Annotated in this window: 20 protein-coding genes and 1 pseudogene; 6 read left to right on the forward strand and 15 right to left on the reverse strand. The window is 67.6% G+C overall.

The window, feature by feature from the left end; genetic code table 11:
• Window positions 1-251: 251 nt before the first annotated feature.
• The 11 genes and pseudogenes from BW41_RS15270 to BW41_RS15315 all read right to left on the reverse strand — a co-directional run bounded on the left by BW41_RS15270 (window position 252) and on the right by BW41_RS15315 (window position 11,604).
• On the reverse strand, window positions 252-1,052 hold the full coding sequence (locus tag BW41_RS15270) for an IclR family transcriptional regulator (RefSeq protein WP_037535382.1): 801 nt from the start codon (window positions 1,050-1,052) through the stop codon (window positions 252-254).
• Window positions 1,053-1,121: 69 nt separating this feature from the next.
• A pseudogene (locus tag BW41_RS22090) lies at window positions 1,122-1,166 on the reverse strand (Vmc-like lipoprotein signal peptide domain-containing protein); the annotation flags it as partial.
• Window positions 1,167-2,228, reverse strand: coding sequence for an L-rhamnose/proton symporter RhaT (gene rhaT / locus BW41_RS15275; protein ID WP_037535383.1), 1,062 nt, complete (start codon window positions 2,226-2,228; stop codon window positions 1,167-1,169).
• Window positions 2,213-3,139 carry an amidohydrolase family protein gene (locus BW41_RS15280; RefSeq protein ID WP_051583535.1) on the reverse strand — a complete coding sequence of 309 codons (927 nt, stop codon included), beginning with the start codon at window positions 3,137-3,139 and terminating at the stop codon, window positions 2,213-2,215. Before BW41_RS15280 ends, rhaT begins: the two co-directional genes overlap by 16 nt.
• 80 nt (window positions 3,140-3,219) lie before the next feature.
• Entirely contained in the window at window positions 3,220-3,969 is a 750-nt protein-coding gene (locus BW41_RS15285) for an SDR family NAD(P)-dependent oxidoreductase (protein ID WP_037535384.1), read from the reverse strand.
• Window positions 3,966-4,814 carry a fumarylacetoacetate hydrolase family protein gene (locus BW41_RS15290; protein ID WP_037535385.1) on the reverse strand — a complete coding sequence of 283 codons (849 nt, stop codon included), beginning with the start codon at window positions 4,812-4,814 and terminating at the stop codon, window positions 3,966-3,968. Before BW41_RS15290 ends, BW41_RS15285 begins: the two co-directional genes overlap by 4 nt.
• A 10-nt stretch (window positions 4,815-4,824) precedes the next feature.
• Window positions 4,825-6,012: an L-rhamnonate dehydratase gene (gene rhmD, locus BW41_RS15295; protein ID WP_037535386.1), complete on the reverse strand. Its 1,188-nt coding sequence runs from the start codon at window positions 6,010-6,012 to the stop codon at window positions 4,825-4,827.
• 169 nt (window positions 6,013-6,181) lie between these two features.
• Window positions 6,182-6,946 (reverse strand): SDR family NAD(P)-dependent oxidoreductase, encoded by a 765-nt coding sequence (locus tag BW41_RS15300; RefSeq protein WP_037535397.1) that lies wholly within the window; start codon window positions 6,944-6,946, stop codon window positions 6,182-6,184.
• Window positions 6,947-7,092: 146 nt separating this feature from the next.
• Window positions 7,093-9,477, reverse strand: coding sequence for a TonB-dependent receptor (locus tag BW41_RS15305; protein WP_037535387.1), 2,385 nt, complete (start codon window positions 9,475-9,477; stop codon window positions 7,093-7,095).
• A 138-nt stretch (window positions 9,478-9,615) separates the two neighbouring features.
• Entirely contained in the window at window positions 9,616-10,626 is a 1,011-nt protein-coding gene (locus tag BW41_RS15310) for a ferritin-like domain-containing protein (RefSeq protein ID WP_037535388.1), read from the reverse strand.
• A 15-nt stretch (window positions 10,627-10,641) separates the two neighbouring features.
• Entirely contained in the window at window positions 10,642-11,604 is a 963-nt protein-coding gene (locus BW41_RS15315) for a ferritin-like domain-containing protein (protein ID WP_161773138.1), read from the reverse strand.
• Here BW41_RS15315 and BW41_RS15320 point away from each other — a divergent pair.
• Complete coding sequence (locus BW41_RS15320; protein ID WP_152542341.1) at window positions 11,544-14,639, forward strand: TonB-dependent receptor; 3,096 nt, start codon at window positions 11,544-11,546, stop codon at window positions 14,637-14,639. The genes BW41_RS15315 and BW41_RS15320 overlap by 61 nt on opposite strands.
• Before the next feature lie 92 nt (window positions 14,640-14,731).
• Here BW41_RS15320 and BW41_RS15325 read toward each other — a convergent pair whose 3' ends face one another.
• Both BW41_RS15325 and BW41_RS15330 read right to left on the reverse strand, forming a co-directional pair.
• A complete protein-coding gene (locus tag BW41_RS15325) occupies window positions 14,732-15,118 on the reverse strand; it encodes a type II toxin-antitoxin system VapC family toxin (protein WP_037535390.1) in 387 nt (128 codons plus the stop codon).
• On the reverse strand, window positions 15,115-15,357 hold the full coding sequence (locus tag BW41_RS15330) for an AbrB/MazE/SpoVT family DNA-binding domain-containing protein (protein WP_037535391.1): 243 nt from the start codon (window positions 15,355-15,357) through the stop codon (window positions 15,115-15,117). The genes BW41_RS15325 and BW41_RS15330 overlap by 4 nt, the downstream gene beginning before the upstream one ends.
• A gap of 196 nt (window positions 15,358-15,553) precedes the next feature.
• Here BW41_RS15330 and BW41_RS15335 point away from each other — a divergent pair, with 196 nt between their 5' ends.
• The gene (locus tag BW41_RS15335) at window positions 15,554-16,744 is read left to right on the forward strand and encodes a tyrosine-type recombinase/integrase (protein ID WP_037535392.1); all 1,191 of its coding nucleotides are present in this window, start codon (window positions 15,554-15,556) and stop codon (window positions 16,742-16,744) included.
• 1 nt (window position 16,745) lies between these two features.
• Here the strand turns inward: BW41_RS15335 and BW41_RS21975 are convergent, their stop codons facing one another.
• Entirely contained in the window at window positions 16,746-17,012 is a 267-nt protein-coding gene (locus tag BW41_RS21975) for a LysR substrate-binding domain-containing protein (RefSeq protein ID WP_268747121.1), read from the reverse strand.
• Window positions 16,985-17,653, reverse strand: coding sequence for a LysR family transcriptional regulator (locus BW41_RS15340; protein WP_268747122.1), 669 nt, complete (start codon window positions 17,651-17,653; stop codon window positions 16,985-16,987). Before BW41_RS15340 ends, BW41_RS21975 begins: the two co-directional genes overlap by 28 nt.
• Window positions 17,654-17,840: 187 nt before the next feature.
• Between BW41_RS15340 and BW41_RS15345 the strand changes: the two genes are divergently transcribed.
• From BW41_RS15345 to BW41_RS21060, 4 genes are all read left to right on the forward strand, one after another.
• Entirely contained in the window at window positions 17,841-18,713 is an 873-nt protein-coding gene (locus BW41_RS15345; RefSeq protein WP_037535399.1) for an aldo/keto reductase family oxidoreductase, read from the forward strand.
• Between the two features lie 95 nt (window positions 18,714-18,808).
• Entirely contained in the window at window positions 18,809-19,543 is a 735-nt protein-coding gene (locus BW41_RS15350) for an SDR family oxidoreductase (RefSeq protein WP_037535393.1), read from the forward strand.
• A gap of 113 nt (window positions 19,544-19,656) precedes the next feature.
• Window positions 19,657-20,643 carry an aldo/keto reductase gene (locus tag BW41_RS21055; protein ID WP_037535394.1) on the forward strand — a complete coding sequence of 329 codons (987 nt, stop codon included), beginning with the start codon at window positions 19,657-19,659 and terminating at the stop codon, window positions 20,641-20,643.
• On the forward strand, window positions 20,640-21,425 hold a 786-nt coding region (locus BW41_RS21060; RefSeq protein ID WP_037535395.1), incomplete at its 3' end, for an SDR family NAD(P)-dependent oxidoreductase. The genes BW41_RS21055 and BW41_RS21060, both read left to right, overlap by 4 nt.

Consider the following 21,425-nt stretch of genomic DNA (forward strand, 5'->3'; position numbering starts at 1 on the left):
GCGAGAGCCCCGGACTCGAGCGGCCACAAGGCCATACCCGCACCGCCCCCCAGCAGCACGGAACGCCGATTCGGCATGACATCATCCTCCCCTGATCCGCCGTACCCCACGGCGCCGTCCGTCGTGCCGGCCGTCGCTCCCCCCGCCGTCACGGCGCAGGCGCCGCTCAGGCGGGATGACCTCCGGCATCAACCGGCGACAGGGCTATCCACATCGTGGAGACATGTCCATATTATAAAGCTGCATTTAATCTAGCGTCGGGCAACGAGCCGAGAGTCGTTACCGAGCGCCTGGCTGATCTGCGCGGCGGCCGCCATGACATCGGCGCTGAGCGTGGCCATGCGCGCATCGTCCATATAATGCGCCGCGCTCGACACACTGATCGCGGCCACGATCCGGTTCCGCACGTCGCGCACCGGCGCTGCGATGCACCGGATGCGGTCCTCATTCTCCTCGAGATCGAAAGCGCGGCCCTGCTGGACATAGTCCGCCATCCGGCCATGCCACGTGGTCCAGATTCGCGCCGTCGACCCCTGTTCGACGGCGAGCCGGCCCTTCCAATAGCCGGCGTCATGATCGAGCATCAGCGCCTTGCCGAGGCCCGTCGAGGTGAGGGGGTGGCGGTCGCCCACGCGGCTCGACACGACGACCCGCCGGCGGCCCGCGACCTTGTCGAGGTACAGCGCCTGATCGGCGTCGAGCACGCCGAGATGCACCGTATCCTCCGTCCGGGCGGCGAGATCCTCAAGCACCGGACGGGCGATCTGGATGATATCGACCTGTTCCTGCGCGGCGGAGCCGAGCGCGAGCAGCTTCGGCCCCAGCCGGTATCCCGCGCGCGGCGTCGCCGCGAGATAGCCGCGGTCGGTCAGCGCGGCGGCAAGGCGATAGGTCGTGCTCTTGTTGAGGCCGAGCCGTTCGGCCAGTTCCGCCACGCTGAGCTGTTCGTCGATCAGCGCCTCGATCAGGTCGAGGCCGCGCATCAACGTCTGGCTGCCGGCCCCGACGATCGTGGGTTCGTCATCGGGCCGCGCGGCTTTTCTGTTCGGCATCAAGGGGTTCTTTCCTGCGCAATCGGTCCGCTCCGGCCGGAATCGGTAACCGACGGGATGGCTGGAGGCTTAAACTCTGCGGCAGGCGGTCGCAACAGATGCGATTGATCCAGTTCAGACAAGACTATTGCCATAGCCGATGATGACGGTCGCGACGACGAGGAGGCCGATCCCCGTCCAGACGACCATCCGGATGCCGCGCCGCGTCCCCGTCCACTCCCGCAACGCGAACCCCCACAGCGTGCCGAAGATGATGATCGACGCCATGTGCAGCGTCCAGGACGAAAAGCCGAGGCGACCCATCTGGCTTTCCCCCATCGTGTAGAAGAAGAACTGCAGATACCAGAGCATGCCGCCGCACGCCGCGAGCAGGTAGTTGCGCATCAGCGGCGGCCGCGGCGCCTCGGCGCTGCCCTGACGGCCGAGCCATTGCGCGACGGAGGCGTTGCGGAGGATCAGCGCGCCGCACCACAGCGCATTGGTGACGAGCCCGCCGAACATGACCAGACACAGTACCGGCAGCCCGGTCCACAGCGGCCCGGTGCCCGCCGCGGCCGACAGCGCCCGGATCGGCTCGCCCGCCGCCAGCCCGAAGGCGAAGCATGAGGACATCACCCCGGAAAAGACCGCGACGGCGAGGCCGCGCCCGAAGCGGAATTCGGCGACGCCGGCCAGCTTCTCGGCATCGCTCAGCGCGGCATTCTTGCGGCTGCCCGCCAGCGCGACCGCGCCGATCCCGGCGATGGTGACGAGGATGCCGAGCAGGATGATGTTGCCGCTGACCGTATCGAGCAGCTTGGCGGCGAACTCGCCAGCGAACAGCGGCGGGATCAGCGTCCCGAACACGGTGCACAGCCCCAGCACGACGGCCATGCCCATCGACAGGCCGAGATAGCGCATCGTCAGGCCATAGGTCAGCCCGCCGAACCCCCATAAGGCGCCGAAGAGCACGCACCAGCCGGCGGTGGGGCCGGGGACCTGCATCAGCACGCCGAGCAGATCGTGCGTCATCAGCGCGGCGAACAGCCAGGGCGCGACGAGCCACGAGAAGAGCCCGCCGGTCAGCCACAGCACCTCCCAGCGCCAGCCCTTCACGCCGCGATAGGGAACGTAGAAGCTCGCCGACGACAGGCCGCCGAGCCAATGGTAGACGACGCCGATCAGGGGGTTGGGCATGACGGGCCTCCGGGTTCAACGATGCGGTGCAGCCGGCCGGCAAGGCCGAGGCGATAGAGGCGATCGGCATTGCCCGCCCACATCGCGCGGCGTTCGTCGAGCGAGAAACCGGCGGTGGCATCGGCCAGGGCAGTGAGGCAGCGGTCGAACGGCGCGAACAGCGTGTCGGTCGGGCTGTCGCTGGCGACGAGGCAGCGGTCCGGCCCGAACCGATCGATCGCCTTTGCCAGCAGCGGCCGGACGAGCGCGTCGGTCCAGTGGCGGTCGATGAAGCCGAGGCCCGACAATTTGATCGCGACCTGCGGCAGGGCGGCGAGCGCCCGCAGCCCGGCACGCCATTGCGCCACGCCCTCCGGATCGGACAGTATTGGCATGCCGAGATGGTTGAGGATGACGGGGGTATCCGGGTGACGCGCGAACAGCGCCGCCAGCCGCGCCATCTGGCCGGGATAGCATTGCAGGTCGAAGGACAGGCGATAGCGGCGCAGCAGCGCAAAGCCCTGCGCCCATGCGGGGGAAAGCGTCAGGTCGAGCGGCTGATAGGTGCGGCGCGGGTCGGCGTGCCAGTTGAGGATCTGGCGGATGCCGCGCACGTGCGGATGCGCCGCCTGCGCCTCCAGCACCGCCTCGACACCCGGCTGGTCGAGCCGGGCGAAGGCGACCAGGCCGTTCGGCAGGCCGTCGCGTTCGGCCTGCGCTTCCAGCCAGCGCGTCTCGTTGAGCGCCATCGCCGGGTCGGCGCCCGCCTCGACATGGACGGCGCCGACCAGCGTCCAGCGCTCCGCCTGCGCCCGATAGTCGGCGACGCCGAAGTCGCGCGCGATCGCCGCGACGCTGCCGTTGGGGCCATCGTCGGCGAAGGGCGGCGTCAGCCAGGGATAGCGGATCGCCGCCAGCTTCCACAGATGCATATGGGCATCCACGAAGGGTATCGTCGGCACGCCTCCTCCTTCCTCCCTGCGCCCGCCTTTGCGGGTCGGTTGCGGGTCGATCAATAGGTGGTCCGGCCGCCCGACGTGTCGAAGACCGAAGCCGTGGTGAAGCTGCATTCCGCCGATGCCATGAAACAGACCATGGCGGCCGATTCCTCTGACCGGCCGAGCCGGCCCATCGGGATCTTGTTGCGCATATAGTCGACCTGTGCCGGCGGAAGCTGCGCCAGGATCGGGCTGTCGAAGGTGGCGGGGGTCAGCGCATTGGCGATCACACCCTTGACGGCGAGTTCCTTGCCCAGGGATTTGGTGAAGCCGATCACCCCCGCCTTGGACGCCGAATAGGCGGAGGCCATCGGATTGCCCTCCTTGCCCGCGACCGAAGCGATATTGACGATCCGGCCATAGCCGTTGGCGAGCATCAACGGCACCGCCGCGCGGCAGCAGTAGAAGGTGCCGTTGAGATTGACGTCGACCACCTGCCGCCAACTGTCGATCGGGAAGGCCTCGACCGGTGCCGTCGCCCCGGTGATGCCCGCCGAGCAGACGAGGATGTCGAGCCTGCCCAGCGTCGCCGCACTGTCGCGCGCCGCGGCCTCGACCGCCGCGGGATCGGCGACGTCGAGCGCGCGATAGCCCGATGCGCCGACCTCCCGCGCGGCGACGTCGAGCGCAGCCGCGTCGCGGTCCCACAGGCAGACGCGGCCGCCCTCGGCGACGATGCGCGCCGCGACCGCGAGGCCCAGCCCAGAGGCGCCACCGGTGATGATCGCGGTGCGCCCCGCGAAGCGTCCGGAAAACATGGTCATCCCAGCAACGCCCGATCGAAGGCGACGACCCGCTGCCGCTGCGTGCCCAGTCCGTCGATCGCCAGGCTCATGACGTCGCCCGGCGCGAGGAAGACGGGCTCGGGCCGCTTGCCTTCGCCGACGCCGGGCGGCGTGCCGGTGATCATGATGTCGCCGGGCAGCAGCGTGACGTAGCGGCTGACATAGGCGATCAGCTCGGCGACGCCGAAGATCATCGTGCGGGTATTGCCGCTCTGCATCCGCTCGCCGTTCAGGTCGAGCCGCATGTCCAGCGCCTGCGGATCGCCGATCTCGTCCGCCGTCACCAGCCACGGGCCGACCGGACAGAAGGTGTCGTGGCTCTTGCCCTTCGACCATTGGCTGCCGCGCTGCTTCTGGTCGAAGCGTTCGGACACGTCATTGGCGAGGACATAGCCGGCGACATGGTCGAGCGCGTCGGCCTGTTCGACATAGCGACAGGTCTGTCCGATCACCACGCCCAGCTCGACCTCCCAGTCGCCGTGCGTCGCTCCTTCGGGCAGGACGACATCGTCGTCGGGGCCAGACAGGCTGGTCACCGCCTTCAAGAACATCACCGGTTCGGTCGGGATCGGCAGGTTCGATTCGATCGCATGATCGCGATAATTGAGGCCGATCGCGACGATCTTGCCGACCCCGGTCAGCGGCACGCCATAGCGCACCCCGGCATCGGCCAGCGGCAGCGTCTCGGGATCGATGCCGACGAGGCGCGGCAGCGCGTCGACGGTGATGTCGGGCACGTGAGCGGACAGATCGCGGACGCGCCCCTGCGCGTCGACGAGGCCCGGTTTCTCGGCACCCTTGGCGCCGAAACGACAGAATTTCATGAGGTTGGTCTCAACGACTATAGGGACGGTGAAGCGGGACGGCGGGATTGAGCTCGACGCCGAAGCCGGGGCGGTCGAGCGCCGTGGCGGGGATGCGGCCGTTGACCGGCACCGGTTCGCCGAGCAGCTGCGGCGCGAACATCGGCACCACCTCGGTCGGGCCGGGATGCATCATCAGGAATTCGGCGAAGGGCGAATTGTGGCGCGTCACCACGAAATGGTAACTGTAGACCGACGAGCCGTGCGGGATCACCATCGCGCCGCGGGTATCGGCGTAATGGGCGATCTTGATGAGTTCGGTGATGCCGCCGCACCAGCCGACGTCGGGCTGGATGATGTCGCAGCATTCCATGTCGAGCAGCATGCGAAAGCCCCAGCGCGTCGCCTCATGCTCGCCGGTCGTCACCAGCAACCCGCGTGGTGCATTCTTGCGGAGCGCGGCATAGCCCCAATAATCGTCCGGGCTGAGCGCCTCCTCGATCCACTTCAACCCGCATTCGTCCCAGGCGCGGTGCGACAGCCGCGTCGCATAATCGAGGTCGAGGCTCATCCAGCAATCGTACATCAGCCAGAAATCGTCGCCGCAGCGCGCCCGCATCTCGGCGAGCAGCGCGATGTTCTTCGCCATCCCCTCCGCGCCCTCGGCCGGGCCATGGTGAAGCGGCAGCTTGCCGCCGAGGAAGCCGAGCTGCTTGGCGACGTCGGGCCGTGCGCCGGTCGCGTAGAAGTGCAGTTCGTCGCGCACCGGCCCGCCGAGCAGATGGCACACCGGCTCGTGCCGCAATTTGCCGATCAGATCCCACAGCGCCAGGTCGACGCCGGAGATCGCGTTGATCACCAGCCCCTTGCGGCCATAGAATTGCGTCGAGAAATACATCTGGTCCCAGATCTTCTCGACCTCGCCGGGATCGCGCCCCTCGAGGAAGCGGGCGAGATGATGTTCGACGATATAGCAGGCGGGCTCACCGCCGGTGGTCACCGCAAAGCCGACCGTACCGTCCTCGGCCTCGATCTCGACCACCAGCGTGCCGAGCACGTTGATGCCGAAGGAACGGCGCGACTGGCGATATTCGGGATAGCGGCTCATCGGCGTGGCGATGTGATCGTCGATCCAGTGCGCGCCCTGCTGGTCGTGATAGTCCGCGCCGCCGCCCTTGGCAGTGAAGGCACGGACATATTTGATTTTCGACAGGCCCATCGCTCCCCCCGGTCGGCATCGCGGCCATCGCCCGTACCGGCACGATGCTCGATGTTAGCATATATTGATAGATGTCATTATAAAATGAAAACGGGGCGGTCAATCGCGTCGGTAGCGGTATCGGCGACGATCGCCGCGTGCCGGTGCGACGGGCCCTGGCCGCGCTCCGTCACTGCAGATTGACGAACGCCCCGCCGTCGACGAGCAATGCCGCGCCGGTGACGTAACGCGCCATGTCGGAGGCCAAGAAGACGGCCGGCCCCACCAGATCGTCGGGCACGCCCAACCGTCCGAGCGGGATGCGGGCTTCCATATGGGCGCGTTTCGCCGGGTCGGCGAGATCCTCCTTGTTGATATCGGTGAGGATCGTGCCCGGCAGCAGCGAATTGCACCGAATGTCGTAACGGCCCAGCGCGATGGCGGCCGATTGCATCAGCGAATGCAGCCCCGCCTTGGTCGGGGTATAATGGGTCTGGAACTCGCCGCCGACCAGCGCCGAGATCGACGAGATCGCGATCAGCGCGCCGCCGCGCCCCTGGCTCACCATCTGCCGCGCTGCCGCCTGGCACATGAAATAGCCGCCGTGCAGATTGACCTGCTGCGTGCGCGTGAACAGCTCGACCGGCATGTCGAGGAAGCTGTGGAACGGGCAGATGCCGGCATTGGACACCATCACGTCGACGCCGCCCAACACCTCGGCGGCCGCGCCGACGAACGCCTCGGCGGTCGCCGGATCGGCGACGTCGCCGCACACCGCGACGGCGCGCCGGCCGAGCGCCTCGATCGCGGCGACGCAGGAGGCGGCACCGGCCTCATCATCGTAAAAGTTTATCGCCACGTCGGCACCGTGACGCGCCGCGCCGATCGCAATGGCACGGCCGATCCCCGCCGATCCCCCGGTCACCAGCACGTTTCGCCCTTCGAGCAACATCATCGCATCCTTCCCCTGTCGCATCATCGTGGCTCATGCCACGGGCGGCCCGCGTCGTCCGCCCCGGCATGAGCCTATCGTCACCACGGGCGGACCGGCGGGTGCGATTCTTCCACCGCTCCGCCGGCCGCCCTGCATCGGCGGCCTGTTTAGAAGGTCCGCCGCAGCGTCAGACCAAGCTCGCGATCGTTGGTGACCGTCCCGATCCGCAAGCCGGACTGTACCCCGAAGATGCTCCACGGCCCGCCGTCAGTGTCTTCCTTGACGGTGTTGAACAGGTTCTTGCCCCAGAGGCTGAGCTCCCAGTTGCGATCCGGGGACAATACGCCGATCGATCCGTTGACGATGGTGTAGCCGGAGAAGGTCCGGCCGGTCTGCGGGAAATAGGCGCTGCTGCGCGTCGCCGAGTTCAGCCTGATATAGGCCGGTACCCGGCCGACATCGAACGTGTAGCTGGTGTTGGCGGTGAAGCTGACCTTGGGCAGGGAGCCGAGCGCCCCGTTGGTGGTGCAGAGGCTGACATATTGCCCCTTCTGCACGCGCGGAACGCCGTCGACATCGAGGATGCCGTCGCCGTTATAGTCGTTGCACGGCAGCCGGGCGTTGTCGAAATGCGCGTCGGTATAGGTGTAGATGCCGCCGACGCTCCACCTGTCCGTCACATGCGCGGCCAGCTCCAGCTCGACACCCCGGCTGACGGCATTGCCGTTGCCGGTCATCGTACCATAGCAGAGCGCGCCGCCGGCGGTGCCGTCATAGGTGGCATAGCCCGGCCCGTTGGGATTGGGGGTCGCGGTGCAGACGACGTTGAACTGCGAGGTGATATAGCCGTCGAACTTCTGGTCGAACACGGCGAGATTCGCGGTCAGACGCTTGTCGAACCATTGCGACTTCAGGCCGAGTTCGATCGAGCGCGACCGTTCGGCATCGAAATTGCCGAAGGCGGCAGGAATGCCCGGCTGCGGCGGATTGGCGGTGCCGCCCGATCCCGGCCGGAACGACGTGCCATAGGAGACATAGGCCATCACCCGCGGCGTGAACTGATGCTGGTAGCTGGCATTCCCCGTCGTCGCGCTGTAGCTGCGCGAGACGTTGGTCAGGACGTTGTCGAGATCGACCTTGCTGAACCGGATGCCGGCCTGGATGTTATCCCGCGCGGTCAGGTCGATCCGCTGGGTCGTGAAGATGCCATAGTCGTTGGTCCGGGTGCGATTGCGCTGATTGGCGAACAGCGGCGGCAGATCCTGGACCTGATCCGACAGGGTATGCTGCTGGAACACGCCGTAGGTGAAATTGTAGACGCCTCCGCCGGCCGATTGCAGGCGCAATTCGTTCGACAGCGACTTGCGGCGGGTGTTCACCGCCAGATACCGGCCGAAATTGTTGACCTCTCCGACGCCGGCAAAGTCGAAGTTGAGATTGGTGTAATAGGACGTGTCGTTATACCCGCCGACATAGGCGAGGCCGATCCGATCGGTGAGATCGTAATGGGCGTTCACGGTGAACAACGTGCCACGATAGCGGAACGGATTGGCGCCTTCGGTCAGCGCGATCTTGTCCTCCAGGTCGAACAGGCGGCCGCAAGCGATCGAACCCACGGTGATCGCGCCGCCCGCATCGCCCGCACAGGGTGCGCGACCGGTGATCTGGCGGTAGAAGTCACCGGTCTGCCTGGTATATTGACCCATGACGTCGACCGACAGGCGATCGGTCGGACGCCAGTCCAGCGTGCCGCGCACGACACTGGTGTCCTGATAGTTGCGCTTGCCGTTGTAGATGTTGCGGACCTCGGTCAGCGCATTGTAATCGTGCACGCCGGCGATGCGGAACGCGAGCGTGTCGCTGACCGGGCCGCCCGTCGCCGCCTCGAACCGCCGGCCGACATGGTCGCTGACCGTCGCTTCCGCATAACCGCTATAGTCAGTGAAGCTGCCCTTTTCCGTCGCGATGGTGATCGCCCCGGAAGGCGACGGGCGGCCGCGCAGCGTGCCTTGCGGCCCCTTGAGGACTTCGATCTGGCCTATGTCGAGCGTCGTCGCGAACGAGTCGAAGACCGTGATCGGCACCTCGTTCAGATAGGTCTCGACCGTATAGGTCGACGGGCCACCGCCACTCGGCTCCTTGATGCCGCGCAGCGAGATCGACTGTTCCGACGGACTGGTCACGGTCATCGACAGTCCGCCGACGATCTGGCTCAATTCGACGGTGTTCTGGACATGCAGGTTCTGCAGGGTGGCGGCGCTGACGACGTTGACGGTTTGCGCTACCTTCTGCACGGGTTCGGCGCGCTTGTTCGCGGTGACGATGATGTCGCCGGCGGTCCCCGGATCGGTCGACGGCTGGTCGGCGGCTGGCGTAGCGCTGTCCGATTGGCCGTTGCCGGGCGCTGGCGCCACCTGCTGCGCGAGCGCCGGCGTGGCGACCAGCAGAGCAAGCGCCAATGCGCCGAGGCTGCATCGCAGCGCCAGGCGGCCGTTTCGGTTCCGGCTATTGCATCGATCGATATCGATCACGATGCTGCATGTCTGTTCCATCAATACATCCTCTCTCTGACGCTGCCATCTGACAGTCGTTCCATGTCGATCCCGTCCGCCGAAGCGGCGGATCGGGATCTTGCACTTTGGTGCACGTGCCGGTTTGCTTGGGGCCAGGCAGAAGCTGGCCCCATGTGATCAGGTCGCGGCGTTGCTGTATTTGATCAGGCCGTTGACGCCGGCTGGAAAGAAGCCGCCGCTGGCCACCGCCTTGGGCGCTGCATAAGCGATGTTCAGCACCTGATCGGGCGTCCGGGCGAGCAAGGCGCCGGAATTGGCGTTGCGGATATCGAGAATGACGATCGTGGTGCTGCTCGCCGAGCCGACGCCGTTCTCGTAATTCGCCACGGCATTGGTGCCGTTGCCGCCGTTCAGCGCGTTGCGCGCCAGCACCATCTTGTCCTCGATGCCGTACAGCGCCGTATTCTGCAGTCCGGCGCGCCACACGGCCAGGCGCAGGAAGGTATCGTGATGCGCCTTGCCCGCCAGCAGGCCGAGCACCGTATCGCGATTGGCCGCGCCGGTCAGGCGGAACGCCACGCCGCGGAAGGCGGAGGTTGCGAGCCAGCTCAACCCGCTTGATCCCAGCAGATATTGTTCGAGCGAGGCATAGGGATCGAACGGCGTCGAGCCGGGGAAGGCATCCTGCGAGGCGATCGCGTCGAACGGACTGCCGGCGCCGCCGCCGATGGTGATCGCGGGCTGGGCGGTCACACCCGTGCCGATCAGCGTGCGCAACTGGCCGATGCGCGCGACCTCCTCCAGCGCGATCTCGCGCAGCCCCTGCATGAACAGCTCGTCGGCGAACTGCACCTGCGCACCGCCCGTCACGCTGCCGGCGGTGCCCGAGCCCGTCACCAGCGCCGGATCGATTGACCCGCCGAATGCCGAGCGCCAGAAGAAGCCGGCGGTGAGATACTGGATCTGCAACAGGAAGTTCAGATAGTCGGTATCGGTGGCGCTATAGGTCGGTGCGGCGGTCGGGGGCGGCGTCGGCATGATCTTGTCGGCGACGGCATCCGCGCCATAGGTGTCGCCGCACCCCGCCATCAGCGTCAACGCGCCGGCCGACGCCGCGGCGCCGGTGCAATCGCGAAGGAAGGCGCGACGCCGCTGACCCGCGCCGGTCTGTTGGTCATTGTCGATCATGATGTTCCCCAAGGTTCAGGCGGCGCTGGTGGTGATCGCACCGTTGACGCCGGCGGGAAAAAAGCCGCCAGCGGTCGCGGTCCCGCGCGCGATGTACAGGATGTTGAGCGTCTGCGCCGGCGAGCGGGCCGCAACCGCACCGCCGGCATCGGACGGTGCATCGCCCGCGACGGCGAGACCGTTGATCACGGTGGGCCGGATGCCCTGCGCGACCGGCTGGCCGGACAAATTATTGCACGCCGCGGCGATCTTATCCGTCCAGTCGAACAGGTCCGGCTGATCCTGCGCCGCGCGGAGCAGCGCCTCGCGCAGCATCCCCGAGTAATACGCGTGCGTGCCGAGCAGGCCGCATAACGGCTCGAGCAACAGCGGATCGGTGATCGCGGCCACGATCGGCCGCAACACGCGCTGCATCGTCTCGCCGAGGATATAGCCGCCGACCAGCAAATTGCGTTCGGAGGCATAGGGGTCGAAGACCTCGCCTGGTCCGACGATCCCGGCATAGCGCGCGAATTGCGTGAAGGCGCCGCTCTCGTCGCCGGCGATGTTCATCGCGGGCTGCGCGACGATATTTGTCCGCAGGATCGCGCGCAGCATGTCGATATGACCGCCTTGTTGCTTCGCGATCTCGGTTATCACCGGGGCGATGGTGCTGTCCGCGGCGAACGTCACCTTGCGACCGCCGATCGGCAGGCCGGGCGTGCCGCTGCCGCTGATCCGCGACGCTTCCAGCGTGGCGATGTTGAGCACGCCGATCCGATAATATTGGTTCAACAGATATTCGATGTTGAGCACGAAATTGAGCTGATCGGCCGAGGTCGAGGACAGGCTCGACGCCTGCGACTGCGCGCTCGCGCCGCTCGGATGGAGCGCCAGCAGCGACGCGCCGATCATGCCGCCGGCAAGCAGGTGGCGACGTGCCAGCCCCGTCCCCTGGTTCGGCACGATACCGGTGCCGGTTTCCGCATCCTCTCTCATCATTCCCCTCCCTGTTCACGCGCCCTCGAGAGCCCGGTTCCACCGCGAGGGGGCCGGCGCCCGCCTGTCCCCCGCATCGTCGCCCCGCCAACCGCGAACACCGTTCGGATCGGATAACGATGACTCACTATATGGATGGTCCTTTATATTGTGGCAATATGGCAATGCTGTTACGCAGCGAGCCGCTCACGCAAGGCGGAGCAGGGGACAAAATCCAGGGAACAGGGGGAGGCAAAATGAGGATCCGCTCGTCCAGCTTTTTGAATAATACGGCTTTTGCTGCACTGACCGGCGCACTCGTGATGACCACGCCGGCGTTCGCGCAGACGACGCAGACCGACTCGGATCAGGCGAAAACAGAGTCGCCGGACACAAAAAAGGCGGCGCCGTCCGCTCCGGTCGGCGCAACGGTCACGACCGGCACCGAAGCATCGGAGCCGGATCCCAGCACCGACATCATCGTGCGGGGCCTGCGTGCCTCACTTGCCAAATCGCGCGACCAGAAGCGGCGCGCGCAACAGATCGTCGACGTGGTCACCGCCGACGATATCGGCAAACTGCCCGACAAGAACGTCGTCGACGCGGTGCAGCGGGTGCCGGGCATCATCATGGACCGCACGCGCGGCGAAGGCGGCAATTTCTCGATTCGCGGCCTGTACGGCGTGATGACGACCGTCGACGGTACGCCGACCTTTTCCGGCGTCGACCGGTCGACCAACCTCGCCGACATGCCGGCCGACCTGGTCGCCGGAATCCAGGTCTACAAGACGCGGACGCCCGATCAGATCGAAGGCAGTGCGTCGGGCGTGGTCAATCTGACGCTGCGCAAGCCGACCGACTTCAAGACCGGGCTGACGCTGGCGATGAACGCGCGCGGCGATTATTCCGACCAGGTCAAGAAGGCCAATCCGTTCGTCAGCGGCGTCGTCGGCTATAATACGGACACCGATATCGGCAAGATCGGCATCGTCGTCAGCGGATCGCACAATTACGTGCGCTACAAGGAGTCGATGCGCGGCAACTCGAACCCGGCGATCTTGCGATCCCCTCGTCAGATCGTCGAGCCGACGACCACGCCGGCGAATCTCTACGTACCCTATAATTCCTATTTCCTGTCTCGTGCAGGCTATAACCAGCGCGACGCCTTCAATGCCTCCATCCAGTGGCGGCTGAATGACCGATGGAACTTCACCAGTGACTTTGCGATCAACCGTGCGCTTCGTCCGAACTTCGACGATGACTTCGACTTTCCAGTACGGGATACGTTCTCGTCCTATCCCGCGCCGCGTCTGACCAATCTGGTCGTCGGCCCCGACGGCAAGTCGATTTCATCGCTCACCGTCGAAACGCGTCAGCCGATCGGCCCCGGCAAGAATTTCGCGGATGCCGTTTGGAACACCAAATCGGCCAAGCAAACCCTGGAATATTCCGGCGATGTCGCGCACCTCATCGTCTCCCACAATTACATCACGTCGCGATACCGCGATGACGAGATCTACCACAGCATCGAATTTTCCAATAACCCAGCTTATGATATGGTGTTCAACACCGACAAGGATCCGCGCGGTGGCGTCGCCGTCACGTTCCACGGCGTCGACCTGACCGATCCGGCGAATTATTCGACGCTGTCGAGCCTGTCACAATATCGTCTGCGGCAGCAAAGCAGCGAGCGCGAGATCAAGTTTGATCTGCAGCTCAACACGTCGGTCAAGCTGTTCGACTATATCAAGGTCGGGATGCGGCGGGCGAAGCGCTCCTATGCAAGTGCGGCCGCCCGGCGTTGGACCGACGATGGACTGGGGATACCACTGTCGTCGCTGTCCGGTTACACGCTCGTGCCGATCAGCACGGCGCTTCAGGGGGCGAGCGACGAACCGAGCTGGATGATCGGCGATGCGACATCGATCACCCATGCCTGGGACCAGTTGCGGCCGGTCCTGGCGCAGCGCTACCCCGAATTCGCAGATGGCGTGTGGCCGATTGCCAAGGTTACGGATACGGTCCGCGGCTTCGAAACGAGCTATGCCGCCTACGGCCTAACGCATTACCAGCTGAAGCTGTTGGTCCCGATCGAGGGCATTGTCGGCGCGCGCATCGTTCATGCCAAGACGGTGATGAACTCCTATTCGCGCACGGGCAATCCGGATGGCGACGATATCCTCGCGCCGCTGCAAAGTCGGGGGAATACGCTCGATGTGCTGCCGAGCGCCAATGCTATCGGCCATCTGACCAACAATCTGCAACTGCGCCTGTCTTGGACGAAGGACCTGCAGCGTCCCGATCTTGGCGCTCTCAATCCCTCGATCTCGCTCAGCGCGCCGGGTAGCACGAAACCGGAGGCCAGTGGCGGCAACCCCGCCCTGCGACCGGTCAAGCTGCAGAAGCTCGACGCGTCGCTCGAATGGTATTTCGGCAAGACCGGTTCGATATCGGTCGCGCTGTTCGACTGGCGTCAGCAGGGGACCGTCTACAACGACACGCGGTCGGAGATCATGCCCGGCTATACGGTGCCGGTGCGGGTGACCCGACCTTATAACAGCGGACGCAGCACCTACCGCGGCGTGGAGCTGCAAGGCACCACCTTCCTGCCGTTCCTGCCGTGGCTGTTCCAATATGTCGGCGTCAGCGGCAATTTCACCTTGTTCGACTCCAAGGTCGAGTATCCGTCCTATGATGACGAGACCGATACGACGACCTGGGTCGAAACGCCGCAATTCTGGCAGTCCAAATATGCCTTCAACGCTGCGCTGTTCTACGAACATGGCGGCCTCAACGCGCGCGTCGCCTATAATTGGCGCAGCAAGCGTGTCGACGCTTATGATCAGTCGAATATCTATCGCAACGAGTTCACCGATCCGACGCAACGGCTGGACGCGTCGATCAATTATGACATCACCTCGCACGTCTCGGTGGGGTTCGAGGCGACCAATCTGATGCGGAAGGGCGACCGCAACTTCTGGGGCTATTATTATGTCCCGCAGGAAATCACCTATTTCGCGCGGACCTTCGCCCTCACCGGCCGCGCGCGCTTCTGAGTTCGCAGGACCGGCGCGCGGTCACGCCGGATCCCGGCCATCGGGTCGGGATCCGGACATCGGTGCCCGCGCCATCCCGACGCCCGACGCCCCTACCGGATCGCCACCACCTTGACCCCCGCCGCATCGGCGATCGTCTTCCACTGGCGGTCGGCGGTCCAGGCCGGCAGGCCGTCGCGTTTGGCGAGCGCGAGGCAGAAGCGGTCGCCGAGCGACAGGCCGCCGGTGACGGTATGGATGCGCAGCCGCCCCGCCTCGCGCGCCAGATCGATGTCGGCGGGGACGAGGTCGATCGGCAGCGGCCGCAGCAAGCGGTCGACCGCGTCGTCGGGCATGCCGAGCTTGATGTAATGCGACGCGACCTCGGCCATGTTGACCACCGACATGCGGCTGCCCGCCAGCGCGCCCTCGACCTTCTTGGCCCCGGCCTCGCCGCGCAGCATCGCGAGCAGGGCCGAGGCGTCGAGCACCACCGTCACTCGCCCGACTCGCCGGCACGGCTGGCGAGGAAGTCCTCGACGCTGGCGCCGGGCGTATCGCGATACGGCCGGGCCAGGGCCTGCGCCTGCGCCACGATCTGCGACACGGTGCGCAGCACGACGCCGTCGGCAGTCTCGTCGAGATAGACCGCGCCGCCATCGACGAGTCCGAGCCGCTTGCGGATGTCCGCCGGCAGGCTCATGCGTCCGTTGGGCGTGATGTTGACCTGCACGGTCATCGGAAAACCTCGTCGCTGCTATGGCTATTGTCTGCCTATATATCTCGCGGCATGTCGTGAGACAAACACGAACGTACATGACGCAACGACGTGCGTGTGACACGCCCCCTGCCCTCTGCCATCTTCCGTATTGCCACTTACCATAATCGTGGCTTATGGTAACAATAGAACGCTTATCGCCAAATACAGGACCACCATGACCCTGCTGACGATCCGACCCGCCGGTGCGCTGCCGCAGCGCCGTCGCGACGACAGCGGCGTCACGCCGGCGGCCCGGCTCATCGCCGCGCTCGGCCGCGCCGCGCCGGTCGACTGGCCGGCGGTCAGCGGCATCGGCGTCGAGGTGGCGCTCGAGGCGATGGCGGAGGCGTCGAAACTGGCGCTCGCCGCCGACCTCGACTGCTGGCTCGACTGGTGCGCGGGCGAGCGCCGCCCCGCCTGTCCGGCCGATCCCGAGGATCTCGTCCGCTATCTCCGCGCGCTCGAGGCGGACGGGCGCAAGCCGGCGACGCTCGCGCGGCGGATCGCCAGCCTCGCCACCGTCCACCGTCTGCTCGGGCTGCGCGCCGAGGCGCTGCCGACCGCCGCGCCGATGGTGCGCCATGCGCTGCGGGCGCACCGCCGGCGGCATGGCGCGGCGCAGCGGCAGGCGGCGCCGCTGCGCTTCGGCGGGGCGCTCGGCGCGACGGGCGGGTTCACCATCGCCGCGCTGCTCGACGCCTGCGGCAGCGACGTGCAGGGCCGGCGCGACGCGGCGCTGCTCAGCCTCGGTTACGACGCCGGCCTGCGCGTCGGCGAGCTCACCGCGATCGACGTGCGCGACCTGCGCGCGCAGCCCGACGGCAGCGGCCTGCTCCACCTGCCGCGCTCGAAGACCGATCAGGACGGGCTCGGCGCCTGGGCGTGGCTGTCGGCGGATACGATGCGCCGCGTCGCCGCCTGGCGCAGCGACGCGGCGATCGCCGCGGGCGTGCTGTTCCGCCGTGTCGGCGTCGACCGCCGGCGGCAGCGGTCGAAGGAGCAGGCAGATGCGCGCTGGGGCGAGAGCAACACCGCCGATGCGGCGCGGCTGATCACCTATACGATCGGGTCGCAGCCGCTCACCCGCCAGGGCGTCACCGGCATCTACCGCCGGCTCGCGCGCGCGGCGGTGGCGGCGGGGCTGGTCGACCTGCCCGCCGGCGAGGTCGAGGCGCGCGTCGCCGCGCTGTCGACGCATTCGCTGCGCGTCGGGCTGACGCAGGACCTGTTCGCCGCGGGCGAGGACGGCACCGGCATCGCGCTCACCCTGCGCTGGTCGTCGCCGTCGACCGCGCTGCGCTACGGCCGCCAGTTGCAGGTGAAGAGCGGCGCCACCGCGCGCCTGCTCGCCGGGGTGCGGGGGTGAGCTAGGCCGGGGGCCCTTCCCGCACAAAGTCGAGAAAGGCGCGCAGGGGCGGCGGGACGAGGCGACGGCCCGAATAATAGAGGAACGGCCCCGAAAAGGACTGCCACCAGTCGGGCAGCACCGCCTCCAGCGCACCGGTGGCGAGCGCCGGCCGCAGCCAGTCCTCGAACAGATGCAGGATGCCGCCGCCCGCGATCGCGACGTCGACGAGCAGGTCGACCGCTCCGGCGACGCTGGCGATCAGCGGCCCCTGCGGCGTGACCCGCACGATCTCGCCGGCGCGCTCGAACTCCCACGGGCTGGCAGCGCGCCGCTGGTGAAACGGGCGGTCAGGCAGCGATGGTCGAGCAGATCGCGCGGATGCGCCGGCCGGCCGCGCGCCGCGAGATAGGCGGGCGCCGCGGTGGTGGCGAAACGCTGGACGCGCGGCCCGATCGGCACCGCGATCATATCCTGTTCGAGCCGCTCGTCATAGCGGATGCCGGCGTCGCAGCCCGAGGCGATCATGTCGACGAAGCCGTCCTCGGCGACGATCTCCACCTCGATATCGGGATAGGCGGCGAGGAAGCCGGGCAGGATCGCCGGCAGCACCAGCCGCGCCGCGCTGACCGGCACGTTGAGCCGGAGCGCCCCCGCCGGCCGGTCGCGATAGCGGTCGACGACGTCGAGCGCCGCCGCGCCCTCGCCGAGCGCCGGCGCCAGCCGCTCGATCAGCCGCATCCCCGCCTCGGTCGGGGTGACGCTGCGCGTGGTGCGGTGGAGCAGCCGCACGCCGAGCCGCGCCTCGAGCCGGCGCACCGCCTCGCTCAGCGTCGACGCGCCCGATCCGGTGCCGCGCGCCGCGTCGCGGAAACCGCGCGCCTTCGCGACCGCGAGGAAGGCGTTGAGATCGGCGAGGTCGGCCTTCATCGTTCGGTGTTCCGCACAGCCCGTCCCGATCTCTCCGGCTTATCCGCATGATCCGCAAGCGATATCTCGGCATCGGCGACCGCGGCTTACGTCTCCTGACCACCCCGGCCTTGGCCGGGGTGGTCCGTCGGGAGGGGAGGTTGCCGCTGCCGCACGCGGCTCGCCGCAGCATGACAGGAGACCCATGATGATCGACCAGGCAGGCACCTATTCCTTCGCCGGACGCCGCGTGACGCGGCTCGGCTATGGCGCGATGCAGCTCGCCGGCCCCGGCGTGTTCGGCCCGCCGCGCGACCGCGATGCGGCGCTCGCCGTGCTGCGCGCCGCGGTGGCGGCCGGCGTCACCCATATCGACACCAGCGATTTCTACGGGCCGCACGTCACCAACCGGCTGATCCGCGAGGCGCTGTCGCCCTATCCCGACGATCTGCTGATCGTCACCAAGATCGGCGCGCGGCGCGGCGACGACGCGGCGTGGCTGCCCGCCTTCGCGCCCGACGAACTGGCGCGCGCGGTCGAGGACAATCTGACGAATCTCGGCCTCGACACGCTCGACGTCGTCAATCTGCGGCTGATGTTCGACGTCCACGGCCCGGCGGAGGGATCGCTCGCCGCGCCGCTGCGCACCCTCGCCGATCTGCAACGGCAGGGGCTGGTGCGGCATATCGGCCTCAGCAACGTCACGCCGACGCAATATGAGGAGGCACGCGGCATCGCGCCGATCGTCTGCGTCCAGAACCAGTATAATCTCGCCCATCGCGCCGACGATTCCTTCATCGACGCGCTCGCGGCGGAGGGTGTCGCCTATGTCCCCTTCTTTCCGCTCGGCGGCTTCAGCCCGCTGCAGTCGGACGAACTGTCCGACGTGGCGGCGGAGCTCGGCGCGACGCCGATGCAGGTCGCGCTCGCCTGGCTGTTGCGGCGGTCACCCAATATCCTGCTCATCCCCGGCACCGCGTCGCTGGCGCACCTGCACGAGAATCTGGCCGCGGTGTCGCTGACCCTGACCGAGGCGGCGATGACGCGGCTCGACGCGATCGACGGTGCGCCACATATTTAATAGTTCGGAATCATTGAACTAACGCGCGACCGCGCCATCTTGCCGCCAGCCGACAGCGCACGAGGCCGTGATCGCGGGCGATTTGGAGACCTTATATGTCACTCACAGGCAAGACGGCGCTGGTCACCGGCGGATCGCGCGGCATCGGCGCGGCGATCGCCAGGCGGCTCGCGGCCGAGGGCGCGACGGTCGCGATCACCTATGCCGGCAACACCGCCGCCGCCGACGCCACGGTCGCGGCGATCGAACAGGCAGGCGGCACCGCCTTCGCCTTCCAGGCCGATGCCGCCGACCCCGCGTCGCAGCGCGCCGGCGTCGATCAGGCGGCCGCGGCGCTGGGCGGGATCGACATCCTCGTCCACAATGCCGGCGTCGCCACCTTCGCGACGATCGCCGAGGACAGCGACGCGATCTTCGACCGCCAGTTCGACGTCAACGTCAAGGGGCTGCACGTCGGCACGCGCGCGGCGCTGCCCCACCTCACCGACGGCGGGCGGATCATCCTGATCGGCAGCATCTCGGGCGAGATGGCCTTCCCCGCGACCACCGTCTACAGCGCGACCAAGGCGGCGGTGGCGGCGCTGGCGCGCGGCTGGGCGAAGGATCTCGCGCCGCGCAACATCCTCGTCAACACGGTCCAGCCCGGCCCGATCGACACCGACCTCAACCCCGCCGACGGCGAATTCGCCGCGCAGATGCTCTCGGCCATCCCGCTCGGCCGCTACGGCCGGGTCGAGGAGATCGCCGGCGCGGTCGCCTTCCTCGCCGGACCGGATGCGAGCTATATCACCGGCACGACGCTGACCATCGACGGCGGTGTGACCGCGTGACCGGCCCGGACCGGCTCCCGCGCGGGGGCCGGTCCGTCCAAGGTCACGCGATCGCCGGCAACCCGATGCCGCGCCGATCATTGTGCCGGCATCACTCACATCGGAGACATGCCATGAAGACCCGCAAGCTCGGCCGGCAAGGCCTGGAGGTGTCGGCGCTCGGCCTCGGCTGCATGGGCATGTCCGACTTCTACGCCGGCCGCGACGAGGCGGAGGCGGTCGCGACGATCAACCTCGCGCTCGATCGCGGCGTCACCCTGCTCGACACCGCCGACATGTATGGTGTCGGCGCCAACGAGGAGCTGGTCGGGCGGGTGGTGCGCGAGCGGCGCGAATGGGTCGTCGTCGCGACCAAGTTCGGCATCGTCCGCGACGCCGACGGCAGCGCGCGCGGCATCAACGGCCGGCCCGACTATGTACGCCAGGCGTGCGACGCCAGCCTGCGGCGCACCGGCCTCGACATCATCGACCTCTATTACCAGCATCGCGTCGATCCCGACGTGCCGATCGAGGAGACGGTCGGCGCGATGGCCGAGCTGGTCGCCGCCGGCAAGGTGAAATATCTCGGCCTGTCGGAAGCCGCGCCGGAGACGATCCGCCGCGCGCATGCCGTCCATCCGATCACCGCGCTGCAGACCGAATATTCGCTGTGGAGCCGCGATCCGGAGGAGGCGATCCTGCCGCTGGTGCGCGAGCTCGGCATCGGCTTCGTCCCCTACAGCCCGCTCGGCCGCGGCTTCCTGACCGGCGAGATCAGGACGCCCGACGATCTCGCCGCCGACGATACGCGGCGCAACCATCCCCGCTTCCAGGGCGAGGCATTCGCCCGCAACCTCGACCTCGTCACCGCGATCGGCACGATGGCGGCGGACAAGGGCTGCACGCCGGCGCAGCTCGCGCTCGCCTGGGTGCTCGCGCAGGGCGAGGATATCGTGCCGATCCCCGGCACCAAGCGGCGCCGCTATCTCGAGGACAATCTCGGCGCGCTCGACGTGACGCTCACCGCCGACGAGCTGGCGCGGATCGACACGATCCTGCCGCCCGGTGCGGCGAGCGGCATGCGCTATCCCGCCGCGACGATGGCGAGCGTCAACCGGTGAGCGTCGCCTCCTTCGCAGCCATCGCGCCGGATCGGCAGGCGGTCGTCACCGGCGCGGCGAGCGGCATCGGCCTCGCCGCGGCGCGCGCCCTCGCCGCACAGGGCATGCGGGTCGCGCTGCTCGACCGGCCGGGCGACGCGCTCGACGCGGCCGCCGCGGCGATCCCCGGAGCGAGCGCCTATGGCGTCGACGTCGCCGACGCCGCGGCGATGCACGCGCTCGCCGCGCGGATCGGGCCGGTCGCGGTGCTGATGGCCAATGCCGGCATCGGCGATGGCGGCGACGTCTTCGCCGACGGCGACGTCTGGCGCCGCGTCATCGACGTCAATCTGATGGGCGTGCTCAACGCCGTGCAGGCGTTCGCGCCGGCGATGGTCGCGGGCGACGCGCCCGGGCTGATCATCGCCACCGGATCGAAACAGGGGATCACCCAGCCGCCGGGCAATACCGCCTACAATGTCAGCAAGGCCGGGGTGAAGGCGCTGACCGAGGGGCTGGCGCACAGCCTGCGCACCCGCACCGGGGATCGGGTCAGCGCGCATCTGCTGATCCCCGGCTTCACCTATACCGGCATGACCTCGCCGCGGCCCGAGAAGCCCGCCGGCGCATGGACGGGCGAGCAGGTCGTCGCGCTGATGCTCGAGCGGCTCGCGGACGGCGATTTCTACATCCTCTGCCCGGACAATGAGACGACGCCGCAACAGGACGCCAGGCGCATCGCCTGGGCGGCGGGCGACCTCCTCGCCAATCGCCCCGCGCTGTCGCGCTGGCATCCCGATCAT

It is taken from the genome of Sphingomonas sp. RIT328 (assembly GCF_000632225.1).
Lineage (GTDB): Bacteria > Pseudomonadota > Alphaproteobacteria > Sphingomonadales > Sphingomonadaceae > Sphingomonas > Sphingomonas kyungheensis.

Excerpts from the sequence above, each read along its gene's own strand:
- BW41_RS15270 (WP_037535382.1), bottom strand. The coding sequence starts at position 1,052 with ATGCCGAACAGAAAAGCCGCGCGGCCCGATGACGAACCCACGATCGTC.
- rhaT (WP_037535383.1), bottom strand. The coding sequence starts at position 2,228 with ATGCCCAACCCCCTGATCGGCGTCGTCTACCATTGGCTCGGCGGCCTG.
- BW41_RS15280 (WP_051583535.1), bottom strand. The coding sequence starts at position 3,139 with ATGCATCTGTGGAAGCTGGCGGCGATCCGCTATCCCTGGCTGACGCCG.
- BW41_RS15285 (WP_037535384.1), bottom strand. The coding sequence starts at position 3,969 with ATGACCATGTTTTCCGGACGCTTCGCGGGGCGCACCGCGATCATCACC.
- BW41_RS15290 (WP_037535385.1), bottom strand. The coding sequence starts at position 4,814 with ATGAAATTCTGTCGTTTCGGCGCCAAGGGTGCCGAGAAACCGGGCCTC.
- rhmD (WP_037535386.1), bottom strand. The coding sequence starts at position 6,012 with ATGGGCCTGTCGAAAATCAAATATGTCCGTGCCTTCACTGCCAAGGGC.
- BW41_RS15300 (WP_037535397.1), bottom strand. The coding sequence starts at position 6,946 with ATGATGTTGCTCGAAGGGCGAAACGTGCTGGTGACCGGGGGATCGGCG.
- BW41_RS15305 (WP_037535387.1), bottom strand. The coding sequence starts at position 9,477 with ATGGAACAGACATGCAGCATCGTGATCGATATCGATCGATGCAATAGC.
- BW41_RS15310 (WP_037535388.1), bottom strand. The coding sequence starts at position 10,626 with ATGATCGACAATGACCAACAGACCGGCGCGGGTCAGCGGCGTCGCGCC.
- BW41_RS15315 (WP_161773138.1), bottom strand. The coding sequence starts at position 11,604 with ATGAGAGAGGATGCGGAAACCGGCACCGGTATCGTGCCGAACCAGGGG.
- BW41_RS15330 (WP_037535391.1), bottom strand. The coding sequence starts at position 15,357 with ATGACCGTGCAGGTCAACATCACGCCCAACGGACGCATGAGCCTGCCG.
- BW41_RS15335 (WP_037535392.1), top strand. The coding sequence starts at position 15,554 with ATGACCCTGCTGACGATCCGACCCGCCGGTGCGCTGCCGCAGCGCCGT.
- BW41_RS15340 (WP_268747122.1), bottom strand. The coding sequence starts at position 17,653 with ATGAAGGCCGACCTCGCCGATCTCAACGCCTTCCTCGCGGTCGCGAAG.
- BW41_RS15345 (WP_037535399.1), top strand. The coding sequence starts at position 17,841 with ATGATCGACCAGGCAGGCACCTATTCCTTCGCCGGACGCCGCGTGACG.
- BW41_RS15350 (WP_037535393.1), top strand. The coding sequence starts at position 18,809 with ATGTCACTCACAGGCAAGACGGCGCTGGTCACCGGCGGATCGCGCGGC.
- BW41_RS21055 (WP_037535394.1), top strand. The coding sequence starts at position 19,657 with ATGAAGACCCGCAAGCTCGGCCGGCAAGGCCTGGAGGTGTCGGCGCTC.